Origin of the sequence: Mesorhizobium sp. L-2-11 (assembly GCF_016756595.1) — a bacterium.
GTDB lineage: Bacteria > Pseudomonadota > Alphaproteobacteria > Rhizobiales > Rhizobiaceae > Mesorhizobium.
The window spans coordinates 2,322,994-2,335,734 of record NZ_AP023257.1 but is presented as its reverse complement, the minus strand read 5'-3'; the positions used below and the strand labels follow the sequence as shown (position 1 = coordinate 2,335,734).

Here is a 12,741-nt window from a genome sequence, read left to right as displayed (position 1 = left end):
CTTTTCGCCTCAGCTCCAGGTGCGATCCCAGGAATATTCGTTGTCCCAGTGATCGGTGGGCTGCCAGATGCCGGTGACACCCGGCTGCAGATGCTGCGAGATCACCTCGTCGACGACGTCGTCAATCCCCAGGCCCGGTCTGTCGGGAACAGTGATAAAGCCGTCCTTCACCAGCGGCTTGGCAACGCCGGTAACGATATCGTCCCACCAGTCGACATCGGCAGAGTGGTATTCGAGCGCCATGAAATTTTCGGTCGCGGTCGCGACATGCGCCGCGGCCATTGCCGCAATTGGGCTTTCCGCCATATGGATGGCCATTGCGACGCCGTGGTCCTGCGCCATGTCGCCGATCTTCTTGGTTTCGAGAATGCCCCCGCTGGTGAGCAGGTCTGGGTGGATAATGGAGAGGCCGCCGCTCTTGAGCAGAGGCTCGAACCCCTCCTTGAGGTAGATGTCCTCGCCGGTGCAGATCGGCACTGTGGTGGCGTCCTGCAATTGCCGGTAGTGCTCGGTATACTGCCATGGGATCACATCCTCGAGCCAGGCCGGCACATATTTTTCAATCCGCCTGGCGAGGCGAATGCCGTTCTGCAGCGAGATGTGGCCGACATGGTCGATGGCGAGCGGAATATCCATGCCGATAATTTCGCGAACGTCGGCAATGTACTGCTCAAGCAAATCGAGGCCCTTGTCGGAAAAGTGGAGACCGGTAAATGGGTGGGGGATGTTATGCAAATCGTAGGCGGCGTTGCGGGCGCGCCGCTCGTCAAGGGTCGTGACCTGGCCGCGGCCGGGCTGGACGCGGTATCCATCAAGTGAGCCGGCAGGAGATACGACCGCACCGGGGACATCGGCGATCTGCATCAATCCCAGATCCATCTTGAGGAACGTGAAGCCGAGCGCCATGCGCTGCTTGAGCCGCCTGCCGGTCTCGGTGCCGCTCGGCACGGTGGCGTCGGTATCGCAATAGAGGCGCACCTTCTCGCGAAACCGGCCGCCGAGCATCTGGTAGATGGGCACGCCATAGGCCTTGCCGGCGAGATCCCACAACGCGATTTCGACCGCAGAGACGCCGCCGCCTTGCCGGCCGTGCCCGCCGAACTGCTTGATCCGGCGAAACAGGCGGTCGATGTCGCAAGGGTTCTCGCCAAGCAGCCGGCTCTTCAGCATCAGCGCGTAGGTGGCGCTGGCGCCGTCGCGCACCTCGCCAAGTCCGACGATGCCCTGGTTGGTGTAAATCTTGAGCAGGGTCGAGGTGAACGGCGCGCCGACGATTTCGGCTACCCGCATGTCGGTGATGCGAAGCTGGGACGGCTTGGAGTTCGCGTTCACCCGATTGAGCGCCTCGTCGGCGCCACCCGTCTTTGCCATGACTTATCCTCGTTCTGGTGGATGGGGCTTGTCGCCCCACGCCGGGCCGGCATAGGGCGTTGCTAGCCCAGCTCAATCTCGTGGGCCTGCAGGTAGTCACGGTCCATCTCGATACCGAGACCAGGCCTCTGCGTCAGCTTGAGGCTGCCGTTCGAGACGTCGAGCGGTCTGTCGATGAGGTGATCGTATTTGCCCAGGTTCCACTCCGACGTTTCGAGCCTGTAGAAGTTAGGAACGGTCATCATCACCTGGGCTCCCGCAACCACGTTGATCGGCCCCGCGGCGTCATGCGGCGAGACCGGGATGTAGTAGGCTTCGCATAGGGCAGAAATCTTCTTGAGTTCGGTAATGCCGCCGGTCCAGGTGACATCAGGCATGATGTAGTCAGCGAGCCTGTTCTCGAGTACCGGCACGAAATCCCACTTCGTGTGGCCGCGCTCGCCCCACGAGATGGCGGCACTGACCTTCTCACGCACCTGCTTGAGGGCGTTCAGGCTCTCGGGCGGGCAAGGCTCCTCGAACCAGTCGATTTGACCGGCCTCATCGAGGCTCCGACAGAGGCGAATGGCGGTGGGAACGTCGAAGCGGCCATGCGCATCGATGAGAATGTCGACGTCAGGCCCCGCCGTTTCGCGGATCAGCGCCGTGAGTTCGGCGGCTTCGCGCTCGTCCTTGCGGGCCATGCTGCCATCGAGGTAGCCGTCCCGCTGTTCGCGGGACAGGCCATCGGCGCTGCAGCCCTGGTGGGGGAAGGGATCAAACTTGAGCGCAGTGTGTCCGGACTCGACAATGTCCAGAATTTCGCGGACCACAGCCTCCTTGCTGGTGAATTTGGCCTGGTTGGGATGGGTGTAGAGCGCGACTTCGTCGCGTACCGGTCCGCCCAGCAGCTCGTAAATCGGCTTGCCGAGGACTTTGCCGCGGATGTCCCAAAGGGCAATATCGATGGCGCTCACGCATTCGACGGCGGCGCCGCGGCTGCCCATATAGGTGAAGCTGCGAAAAATCTTGTGCCAGAGATGCTCGATGCGCGCTGGATCCTCGCCTGTCACGGCGACGCCGATCTGCCGCAGGATCGTGCAGAGAGCGCGGTTGGCGAGCCTTGTCGTGGTGGTGATCTCTCCCCAGCCACTCACCCCCTCGTCGGTCGTCACTTCGACGAACAGGAACTCTCCCCAATAAGAAGCATCGGACCTGATCAGCCACGGCCGAATGCTCGTGATTTTCATCTCAATTCCCTATCTGAAGGCTAACGGTGTTCGAGACTGGACGTTCGTTCCTATCCGGCCCGGGCGGCGTTGCGCGCACGCATCTGTTCGAGGATATGCCGGCCGGAACCCTCGACATGGCGGGAAACGAGTTCGGCCGCCTTGTCGGCTTCTCCCGCTTTTACGTGCGCGATGAGTTCGCGGTGCTCGCGAATGATCGCGGCACGCCGCGCCAGCGTGAAATTGAAACGCCGGCTCACGGCTCGCAGCACTTCGCGATGCTTCCACCAAAGTTCAGCGGCATGGCGGTTATAATGCCGCTGGTACATCACGGTGTGGAAAGCGGTATCCAGTTCGCTGTGCCTGAATGTGTCGGCAAAGTTGTTCTCCTCAATCAGCCCTTGGAGACGTTCGAGTTCGGCGATGTCCTCGCCGGTCGCCATATTCACAAACCACCGTGTCAGGGCCGGCTCGATCAGAACACCGATTTCATAGATATCCCGGACAAAATCCTGATCTATGGGTCGGACGCGCGCCCCGCGGTTGGGGAGAAAGGTGACAAAACCCTCCCCGCGCAAGAGCTGCAGGGCCTCGCGCACGGGGTTGGTCGAGGTGCCGTGACGCCGGGCGAGATCGGTGACCACAAGCCGTTCGTTGGCGGCGAGCCGCCCCTCGATGATGTCTTCCCTGATCAGTTCATAAAGCGAGGCGCCCTCGCTGGAGGCCATGGGGTCAGTCTCCACCGGTGGCATGGCTTTAAAATCATCTTTTTCAGCCAAGGCCGGCTCCCCTGATCAATACATACCATGCCCGATATCACACATGGTTTTCACAAACAATGTACGATCCAGTGCGTTGACAGGCAATCCACGATCTGAAAACGTACAAAATGATCGAAGGGATACATAGAAGAGAAAGGCGTCCCGCGGTCGAACGAGCTAGCCCGCTCTGCCTCGGCGCACGGCGGCATGGAGAACCAGGGAGGATACCTATGACGAGGATTACGCTCGGCAGTGCGATCCTGCGCGGCACTGTCGCCACTGCTTTGATGGCATCGCTGATGTCCACATCGGCGCTGGGAGCGCCCGTCGACCTCAGCAAGTGGTCGCCGGAATATGTGCGCTCCATTGCGGGCACAGAGGATTTTGACACCGCGGCCGATTGCGCCAAGGTCACCCCGCTCGACTACAAGGGGCGACTGACTTTCTGGTATCAGGGCGTGTTCGAGGGCGACCCCGACCTTTTGCGCCAGTACTACAAGGATTTCTTCGAGACCTTCCGCAAGACCTATCCGAACATCCAGCTCGAGGAACAAGCCCTCACCTATAACGACCTTCTTGACAAGTTCCGCACGGCGCTCCTGGGCAATGCCGCGCCGATGGCGGTCCGCCTGCAAATCCTGGGTGGTACCGAGTTCGCCTCAAAAGGCTACCTGGAGCCGCTCAAACCCGAGGATGTCGGGTATTCCACCGAGGACTTCTGGCCCGGCGCCATGAAGGCCGTGACCTGGGAGGGGGTGACCTACGGCATTCCAACCAACAACGAGACGATGGCGTTCATCTGGAACGCCGACATCTTCAAGCGTGCGGGTCTCGATCCGGACAAGGCTCCGGCAACCTGGGACGACGTCGTCAAGTATTCCAAGCAGATCCACGACAAGCTCGGCATTGCCGGTTACGGCCTCGTGGCACGCAAGAATGCCGGCAATACGCCGTACCGCTTCATGCCGCAACTGTGGGCCTATGGCGGCGGCGTCTTCGACGAAGCCACCGCGAGCCCGACCTATGAGGAAGTCAAGCTCGATAGCCCGCAGAGCAAGGCCGCGCTGCAAGCCTCGTACGACATGTATGTTCGCGACAAGTCGGTTCCGGTTTCGGCGCTCACCAACCAGCAGGCCGATAACCAGCCCCTGTTCCTCGCCGGCCAGCTTGGCATGATGATCTCGCATCCGTCCGACTACGACGTCATGCTCGACCTGCAGAAGAAGGCGACGGGCGCCGACAAGGACAAGGCGCAGACCGTGATCGACAATATGCGCTACGGCCTGATTCCCACTGGCCCCGACGGCAAGCGCGCAGTCGTGTTCGGCGGCTCGAACATTCACATCCTGAAGCCTGAATATGTGGAGGGCGGCAAGGTCGATGAGCCGGCCGCAAAGGCTATCATCTGCATGTGGACGAGCCCTGAATGATCGCTGAAGATGGCCTATGCCGGCTCGAACCCGGGCAATCTTAACGGCTTCAAGACCAAATGGATGAAGGAACGCCTGGACAACATCAAGTTCCTCGACGTGACGACCTCGATGCTGCCATACGGCATCCCGTTCCCAGCGCTGCCTCAGGCCCCCGAGATCATGAACATCATCGTCCCGGACATGCTGCAGAATGCCCTGACCGGAGCGATGACCGTCGACGAGGCAGCCGACGACGCGGCCAGGAAGGTAAGAGACCTGATGGGCGGACTCTAATGCATGTCGCGCAAGAGCATGCCCACGGGCCCTGACCCGAGGGTGTGCAGCGGTTTTGCGATAACGACATGCATAAAATAACAACCTAAAGCGCGTCGCGATGGGCCGATCAAACGCGACGCGCTTTAGTCCAAGCCTGACCGGCTGCACCGATAGTGCAGCCGGTTCGTTCAGAAGAAACAAGGGCGCGCCATAGTGACGATCGTGACCGGCAAGGCCGAGGCCCGCCGAAGAGTGCAATCCGGCAGGTCCGGCGTGCTACGCCAGATATGGGAGCATCGCGCCGACTACGCGTACGTGCTCCCTGCGATCGCCGTGATGCTCGTCGTCATCGCCTACCCGATCTACTACACGATCGAGCTGTCGTTCTTCAAGACGCCGCCTGGCCTGCAGCTTCGCGACAAGACCTTCGTCGGCCTCGACAACTACACGACCATCCTCACCAGCGAGGTGTTCTGGAGAGTCACCTGGAACACTCTGATCTGGACGCTGGGCTCCACCTTGATTGCCTTTGTCCTGGGGTTTGCCACCGCGCTGGCGCTCCACCGCGAGTTTGCCGGCCGCGGTGTGCTGCGCGCAATCCTGATCATTCCCTGGGTCATCAGCGCGGTCGCCGCCTCCTATATCTGGAAGTGGATCTATCATTCGGACTTCGGCATCATCGGTGCGGTGCTGGTCGGCCTCGGACTGGCCGACCGACCGCCGAATTTCATCGACAGCGTCAGCACGGTTCTGCCTTCCCTGATCGTCGTCAATATCTGGCGCGAGTTTCCGTTTGCCATGATCATGATGATGGCCGGCCTGCAGACCGTGCCCGAGCAGTTGCTGCGCGCCGCGCAGGTCGACGGCGCCAGCGCCTGGCAGCGCTTCTGGCACGTCACCTTCCCGCACTTGCGCAACGTCTCGACGGTGACGATCCTGCTGCTCGCGGTGGCCAACTTCAATTCCTTCATCATCCCCTGGATCATGACCGGCGGCGGGCCGTCCAACGCATCGCATATCTGGATCACCCACATTTATGAGCTCGCCTTCGGCCGGCAGCGCTGGGGCGTGGCATCTGCCTATTCGGTGCTCCTGTTCCTCACCCTGATGACGCTCGGCTACTTCTACGTCCGTGCGCTAAGCGGTAACGAGCGGCAAGAGGGGAGCGCATGAGCACGACTGCCGAGACAGCCCCGCGAGTCCTGAGCCGACGCCGGATGCGCGTCGACGGATGGCGGTGGACCGGGCGCATCTTCCTGGCGTTCATGCTGTTTTACACCGCGGTGCCGATGATCTGGATGCTGATCACCTCGATCAAGTCCGGGTTCGCGGCGATGGAATTCCCGCCGCAATGGTGGCCGGACGAACCTACCCTCGCCAGCTACGAGAAACTGCTCGATCCCCAGAACAGCGTCGGCCAGGACTTCCTCCGCTTCTTCTGGAACAGCCTTTTCGTGTCGACCGTCACGACAATCCTCTCGGTGATCGTCGCCGTCCCTGCGGCCTACGCGTTTTCGCGCTTCAGTTTCCCCGGCCGGAACTTCCTGTTCTTTGCCGTGCTGCTGCGCAACATGTTCCCGGCGGTGATCTTTCTCGTGCCGCTGTTCATCCTGATGCGCCTGCTCGGCTTGATGAACACGCATGGCTCGCTGATTCTCACCTATCTCACCTTCGGCCTGCCGCTGGCGATCTGGTTGCTCAAGGGCTTTTACGACAACATTCCGGTGCAGCTCGAGCAGGCCGCGCGCATCGATGGGGCAACGCGGTTCCAGGCCTTCATCTTGATTGTGATGCCGCTCTCGGCGCCGGGGATCATCGCCACCGCGATCTATTCGTTCATCGGCGCGTGGAACGAGTACATCTACGCCTACACCTTCCTCACCAAGAACGACCAGTTGACGCTGCCGGTCGGCATCCAGCGCTTCTTCTCGGAAAATACGACGGACTTTCCGGGGCTGATGGCGGCAAGCTTCATGATGAGCGTGCCCGTCGTGGTGCTGTTCCTCGTCCTGCAGCGATACTTCGTACGCGCCCTTACAGAAGGCGCGGTCAAGCACTAGGGAGTTGCCGATGGCCCACGTGGTCCTCAAAGATCTCGTAAAATCCTATGGCAGCTTCAAAGCTGTCAACGACGTGTCGCTTACCGTCAATGACGGCGAGTTCGTTGCGCTCGTCGGCCCTTCAGGCTGCGGCAAGACAACCACGCTCAATCTCGTCGCGGGGCTGATCCCGATCACATCGGGCGACATCGTCATCGGCGACCGGGTGGTCAACGACCTCGACCCCAAGGACCGGGACATCGCAATGGTGTTCCAGAACTACGCGCTCTATCCGCAGAAATCGGTTTACAAGAACCTGGCGTTCCCGCTGCAGATGCGCAAACTGCCCAGGGACGAGATCGACAAGAAGGTCAAGGAAGCGGCGCGAGTGCTCGACATGACGCACCTGCTCGAGCGCAAGCCGCGCGAACTTTCGGGCGGGCAGCAGCAGCGGGTGGCGCTCGGCCGTGCGCTTGTCCGCGACCCCGCCGTGTTCCTGATGGACGAGCCGCTCTCCAACCTCGACGCCAAACTGCGCGTGCAGATGCGGTCTGAGATCAAGCGCTTCCACCAGGACCTCAAGGCGACGATCATCTATGTGACGCACGACCAGCTCGAAGCCGTGACCATGGCCGACAAGATGGCGGTGATGAACGGCGGCTACCTGCAGCAATACGATTCACCGGCGCAGGTCTTTGCCCATCCCGTCAACATGTTCGTCGCCAGCTTCATAGGCAGCCCGGCGATGAGCCTTATTCCGCTGCAGGCATCGACGGCAAACGGCAACGCTGTGCTGACCAGCGCGGAGGGCTGGAGCTTTGAGCTCTCGCCGCGCAACGCCCGGAAGGTCGCAAGGGCAACGACCAGGAAAGTCGTGCTCGGCGCACGTCACTCGACGATCAAGCTGCGCAACAGCGCGGTCCCCGGTGCCATTCCGGCCAAGGCCTACACGGTGGAGCCGACCGGAGACGTCACCTTCGTGCAGGCGTTCCTGTCCGGCGCCATCGTCAACGTCAGCGTGCCGCCGAACATTGCCGTCGCGCCCGATGAACAGATCTGGCTCGAGTTCGACCAGGAGCGGATGCATCTGTTCGACGGCGAAACCGAAATGGCCCTCAAGGCGAACTGAGAGAGGGCGGATGCGTGGGCGCGGATGACTGAGAAGCTTAAGATCACCGCGATCAAGCCCTACCCGGTGTGGGTAGGAACGCGCAACCAGATGCTCGTCAAGGTCGAGACCGACCAGGGCGTCTTCGGCTGGGGCGAGAGCGGCTTGAGTGGTCGCGAGAAAGCGGTGGCCGGCGCGGTCGAGCACTATCGCGAGTTTCTCATCGGCCGCGACCCGATGCAGATTGGCCGGATCTGGCAGGAGCTTTATCGCAGCCAGTACTTCGAAGGCGGACGTGTTCTGCAGGCGGCGATTTCCGCCATCGATATCGCCCTTCACGACATCAAGGGCAAGGCGCTGGGAGTGCCGGTCTACGAGCTGCTAGGCGGCAAGCAGCGCTACCGCATCCCCACCTTCGCCTCGACCGGAGACGAGGCCGAAGGTGATGCTGCCATCGAACGCGCCCGCGAGCTACGCGCACAAGGGTGGCAGGCGATCCGCTTTTTCCCCGCCGGGCAAAACAGCAGCGACATCTTCGAGCCGCGCCAGTCGATCGGCGCTACCGCGAGCATCCTTAACCGGGCGCGCGAGGCGCTGGGCGACGACGTCGTCCTCGGCATCGACTATCATCATCGGCTCTCGGTGGCCGAAGCGGCGAGCTTCTGCAACAAGCTCGGCCGCGGCGTGCTTGATTTCCTCGAGGAGCCGATACGGGACGAGACACCGGAGGCCTACGAATCGCTGCGCAAGATGACCGACATCCCCTTTGCCATCGGCGAGGAATTTTCCAGCAAGTGGCAATTCCTGCCCTACATCGAGCGCGGCATTCATCAGTTCAACCGGCTCGATGTTTGCAATGTCGGCGGGCTTACCGAGGCGATGAAAGTCGCTGGCTGGAGCGAGGCGCACTATGTGGACCTGATGCCGCACAATCCCCTTGGTCCGGTATGCACGGCCGCGACCGTGCATCTCGCCGCCGCAGTACCCAACTTCGCCTGGCTCGAGACCAGGGAACCCGAAACAATGCTGGGCTTCGACAGTTCCGACTTCTTCCCCGTGCAACCACGGCTCGACGGGACCGACTATCCGGTCGGCGATCTGCCGGGGCTCGGCGTCGAGGTCAACGAGGAGGCGATCCAGGCGGCGCGGTTTCGTTTTTGGGAAGCGCCTCACCTCAAGCGCCGCGACGGTTCTGTTACGAACTGGTAATTGCTTTCAACCGGAGTCCACCATGACACATGCTCCCGACATCACGCGGCCGCCAAAAGACCTGATCGACGCGCTAAGCGGGATCGGCGCCGCGACGGTTTCCGGCACGCTTGGCCACATGGGATTTCGCAATCCGCACATGGTCGGACCGGTGGCGCAGAACCACGGCAAGTCGATCGTCGGGCCGGCGCTGACGCTGCAGTTCATGCCACAGCGGCCGGACCTGTTCACCGAGGGAGAATATGCCGATCCGGAGACGCAGCTGCATCGGCACGTGCTTTATCACGCACAGGAGGGCGATGTAGTCGTGGTCGACGCGCGCGGCGACATGAGCTCGGGCGTCTTCGGCGATATGATGTCGACCTATTTCAAAGGCAGGGGCGGCGCGGGCATCGTCATCGATGGATGCATGCGCGACCGGCCCAATGTTGAAAAGCTCGATCTGCCCCTATGGCGTAAGCGGTCAGCCGATAACGTCAGGCCTAAAGTTCCAAGGCATGAGCATTTCGATTTCGGATGCCGGCCAGCCTTGAGCGATGCGGGTCAAGGTCTGCGAGAGCCAGTCGAGCGGATCGACGCTGTTCATTTTGCAGGTTTGCAGCAAGGTGGCTACCGTCGCCCAGGTTCGTCCACCGCCGTGGCTGCCGGCGAATAGACTATTCTTTCGCGTGATCGTCTGGGGCCTGATTGCACGCTCGACGATATTGGAGTCGATTTCGATGCGACCGTCCATCAGAAAGCGTTCCAGCGCCTCCCGCCGGGTGAGCGCGTAGCGGATCGCCTCGGCGGTCTTGGATTTTCCGGAGACCTTGCCCAGTTCCGCTTCCCATAGATCGAAGAGGCTCGCGACAATGGCCACGGACTTTTCCTGACGTAGCGCGGCGCGGCTTCCGGCATCCTTGCCGCGGACCTCGTCCTCGACCTTCCACAATTCGGTCATGGCGATGATCGAATCCGTCGCGGCCTGCGAGACCCCGCTGATGTGCAGGTCGTAGAATTTGCGCCGCAGGTGAGCCCAGCACCCGGCGAGCCGGATTGTTTCATTGCTGCCGGCTTTGGCCCGTGCCTTGACCAGGTTGGTATAGGCCGAGTAGCCATCCACTTGCAGGATACCGCTGAATCCGGCGAGGTGGCGCGCCACGCAATCCGCACCTCTGCTGTCTTCAAAACGATAGGCAACCATTGGCGGACTGGTTCCGCCATAGGGTCGGTCATCCCGTGCGTAGGCCCACAACCAGGCTTTCGTGGTTTTCCCGGAACCAGGGGCAAGGGTGGGCAAGGTCGTCTCGTCGGCGAAGACCCTTTCGCCCTCCTTGATGCGCTCCAGTATGTAATCAGCAAGCATCTGCAGCTCGAAGCCCAGATGCCCCATCCACTGCGCCATCAACGACCGGCTGATCTCGACGCCGTCGCGCAGATAGATCGCCTCCTGCCGATAAAGCGGGAGGCCGTCGGCGTATTTGGAGACGGCGATATAGGCGAGCAGCCGCTCCGTCGGCAGCCCGCTTTCGATGATGTGCGCCGGCGCCAGAGCCTGGACCACGCCGTCACGGCCCCGGAAGGCGTATTTGGGACGGCGCGTGACGATGACCTGGAACTTCGGCGGCACGACGTCCAGCCGCTCGGATCGATCCTCGCCGATCAGAACCTTTTCAAGCCCCTCGCAGTCGGCCGGGATTTCCGGCTCGACGACCTCCTCGATGCGTTCGAGGTGGGCAGCAAAGCCCTTGCGCGGACGCGGGGCGCGCTTCGGCTTGTTCCCGACCGCGCGGTCGAGTTCGCTCCGGATTTCCGAAAGGCCGGTCTCGACCTCTTCGAAGGCAAAGGAGGCCTGCTCGTCGTCGATGGCCAGGCGTAGCCGCTCGGAACGCGTGCCATGTTGCGTGCGCTGTAAAACTTTCAGGATTGACGTGAGATTGGCGATCCGCTCGCTGGCGCTTTTCTCGACAGCTTTCAGCCGGGCGACCTCCGCCTCAGATGCTGCGATCCGAGCGTCGGCGACTGCGATCCGGGCCTCGCTTGCAGCCTGCTCGCGAGCCATGGAAAGGATCATCGCCTTCAGCGCATCAACGTCGTCGGGAAGGGCAAGACCCGGTAGAACCATGGCAAGCAACAGAGCACAAAAACAGCCGCTTTCCCAACCGTTCCAGCCGCATGATTCATCTTGCCGCAGGCCGGTTTCAGCCCGTCGATAACGGCCGCCTGACCCTGGCCGGACGAATCTTTTTCCAGTCCAGTCCGGCCAGAAGCGCCATCAACTGGGCGTGGTCGAGACGCATGCGCGCGGCCGATATCCCCGGCCAGCAGAAGCTGTGATCTTCCAGAGTCTTCGAATAAAGACAAACCCCGCTGCCGTCCCACCACACGATGCGAACCCGGTCCGCACGCTTCGAACGGAATACGTGAAGTGCCCCCGAGAATGGGTCCAGGCCGCCATCCCTGACCAGCGCCATCAAAGATGCCGCGCCCTTGCGGAAGTCGACCGGCTGGCACGACACGTAAACCACCACACCGGAAGCGATCATGCCTTACGAACCGCGCGGATGATCCTCGCCAGGCGATCGGGATCGACATCGCCGCCGGCGCGCACCACTGCGTCGCCAATGACGATTTCCACCGTGTCGCTGCCCACCGCTTCAAAGCGCGTGAACTTCGCCGGCTTGCTCGCTCCCTCCGTCAGTGGCGCAACCATGCCCGACGAAAGCGCCTTGCGGCGCCACGCATAGAGCTGCGAGGGGTCCAGCCCCTCGGAACGCGCAACCGCCGAGACATTGCCCCCTGGCGAGAACGCTTCGGCGACAAGCCGTGCCTTCTCTTCGTCCGACCGATGGCGCGGCTTGCGTCGGGACGGCACAGGCTCCGCCGTCAAAATCTCGAATGTTCGATGATGGCTCATACTGTCGCTCATAGGATTCTCCGCATGATTCATGCTGAAAATGAGCGATCAACCGCCTGCACGCTACGTGGGGACGCCTACGCGCTTACCCTATGGCTGCGCGGCTGGACGCCGAATTATCATGTGCAGACCAGCATCTATCCCAATGCCGTCAACGTTCCGATTGCCTGCGGCGGTGTCACCGTGATCCCCGGTGACATCATCGTCGCCGACGACGACGGGGTGGTGGTGCTTCCCGTCGCAATGGCCGCAAAGGTGATCGAAGAGTCGCAGAAGCATCACGACTGGGAGGAGTTCTCGCGCGTGAAGCTGATGGAGGGCGGCCCGTTGCAACGCTACTATCCGCTGCATGACGATGCCCGCGGTGAGTACGAGGAGTGGCGAAAGACAAACCGCCTGGAGAACCCCAGTTAGCGCATTGGATTAACTGTGGCGGGCGCCAGCGGGCAACCGTTCGCAGA

10 protein-coding genes and 3 pseudogenes are annotated in these 12,741 nt (G+C 61.8%); 7 read left to right on the top strand and 6 right to left on the bottom strand.

Features of this window, described 5'->3' with window-relative positions:
* Positions 1–9: 9 nt before the first annotated feature.
* The 3 genes from JG739_RS11200 to JG739_RS11190 form a co-directional block, all read right to left on the bottom strand.
* Positions 10–1,371: a mandelate racemase/muconate lactonizing enzyme family protein gene (locus tag JG739_RS11200; protein WP_202366518.1), complete on the bottom strand. Its 1,362-nt coding sequence runs from the start codon at positions 1,369–1,371 to the stop codon at positions 10–12.
* Between the two features lie 62 nt (positions 1,372–1,433).
* Positions 1,434–2,600: a mandelate racemase/muconate lactonizing enzyme family protein gene (locus JG739_RS11195; RefSeq protein ID WP_202366517.1), complete on the bottom strand. Its 1,167-nt coding sequence runs from the start codon at positions 2,598–2,600 to the stop codon at positions 1,434–1,436.
* A 50-nt stretch (positions 2,601–2,650) separates the two neighbouring features.
* Complete coding sequence (locus JG739_RS11190; RefSeq protein ID WP_202366516.1) at positions 2,651–3,358, bottom strand: GntR family transcriptional regulator; 708 nt, start codon at positions 3,356–3,358, stop codon at positions 2,651–2,653.
* Positions 3,359–3,570: 212 nt separating this feature from the next.
* On the opposite strand from JG739_RS11190, the pseudogene JG739_RS11185 reads away from it, so the two are divergent.
* The 6 genes and pseudogenes from JG739_RS11185 to JG739_RS11160 form a co-directional block, all read left to right on the top strand.
* Positions 3,571–5,046, top strand: a pseudogene (locus JG739_RS11185) (ABC transporter substrate-binding protein).
* A gap of 195 nt (positions 5,047–5,241) precedes the next feature.
* The gene (locus JG739_RS11180; RefSeq protein WP_202366515.1) at positions 5,242–6,201 is read left to right on the top strand and encodes a carbohydrate ABC transporter permease; all 960 of its coding nucleotides are present in this window, start codon (positions 5,242–5,244) and stop codon (positions 6,199–6,201) included.
* Positions 6,198–7,088: a carbohydrate ABC transporter permease gene (locus JG739_RS11175; RefSeq protein WP_202366514.1), complete on the top strand. Its 891-nt coding sequence runs from the start codon at positions 6,198–6,200 to the stop codon at positions 7,086–7,088. Before JG739_RS11180 ends, JG739_RS11175 begins: the two co-directional genes overlap by 4 nt.
* Before the next feature lie 10 nt (positions 7,089–7,098).
* Positions 7,099–8,196 carry an ABC transporter ATP-binding protein gene (locus JG739_RS11170; RefSeq protein ID WP_202366513.1) on the top strand — a complete coding sequence of 366 codons (1,098 nt, stop codon included), beginning with the start codon at positions 7,099–7,101 and terminating at the stop codon, positions 8,194–8,196.
* A 24-nt stretch (positions 8,197–8,220) separates the two neighbouring features.
* The gene (locus JG739_RS11165) at positions 8,221–9,384 is read left to right on the top strand and encodes a mandelate racemase/muconate lactonizing enzyme family protein (RefSeq protein WP_202366512.1); all 1,164 of its coding nucleotides are present in this window, start codon (positions 8,221–8,223) and stop codon (positions 9,382–9,384) included.
* Between the two features lie 22 nt (positions 9,385–9,406).
* Positions 9,407–9,838: pseudogene (locus JG739_RS11160) on the top strand (RraA family protein); the annotation flags it as partial.
* Positions 9,839–9,847: 9 nt separating this feature from the next.
* On the opposite strand, the gene tnpC reads toward JG739_RS11160, so the two are convergent.
* The 3 genes from tnpC to JG739_RS11145 all read right to left on the bottom strand — a co-directional run bounded on the left by tnpC (position 9,848) and on the right by JG739_RS11145 (position 12,292).
* The gene (gene tnpC, locus JG739_RS11155) at positions 9,848–11,488 is read right to left on the bottom strand and encodes an IS66 family transposase (protein ID WP_183445373.1); all 1,641 of its coding nucleotides are present in this window, start codon (positions 11,486–11,488) and stop codon (positions 9,848–9,850) included.
* 76 nt (positions 11,489–11,564) lie between these two features.
* Positions 11,565–11,909 (bottom strand): IS66 family insertion sequence element accessory protein TnpB, encoded by a 345-nt coding sequence (tnpB, locus tag JG739_RS11150; RefSeq protein WP_183445374.1) that lies wholly within the window; start codon positions 11,907–11,909, stop codon positions 11,565–11,567.
* The gene (locus JG739_RS11145; protein WP_183445375.1) at positions 11,906–12,292 is read right to left on the bottom strand and encodes a transposase; all 387 of its coding nucleotides are present in this window, start codon (positions 12,290–12,292) and stop codon (positions 11,906–11,908) included. The genes tnpB and JG739_RS11145 overlap by 4 nt, the downstream gene beginning before the upstream one ends.
* A gap of 72 nt (positions 12,293–12,364) precedes the next feature.
* On the opposite strand from JG739_RS11145, the pseudogene JG739_RS11140 reads away from it, so the two are divergent.
* Positions 12,365–12,694, top strand: a pseudogene (locus JG739_RS11140) (RraA family protein); the annotation flags it as partial.
* Between the last annotated feature and the right edge of the window lie 47 nt (positions 12,695–12,741).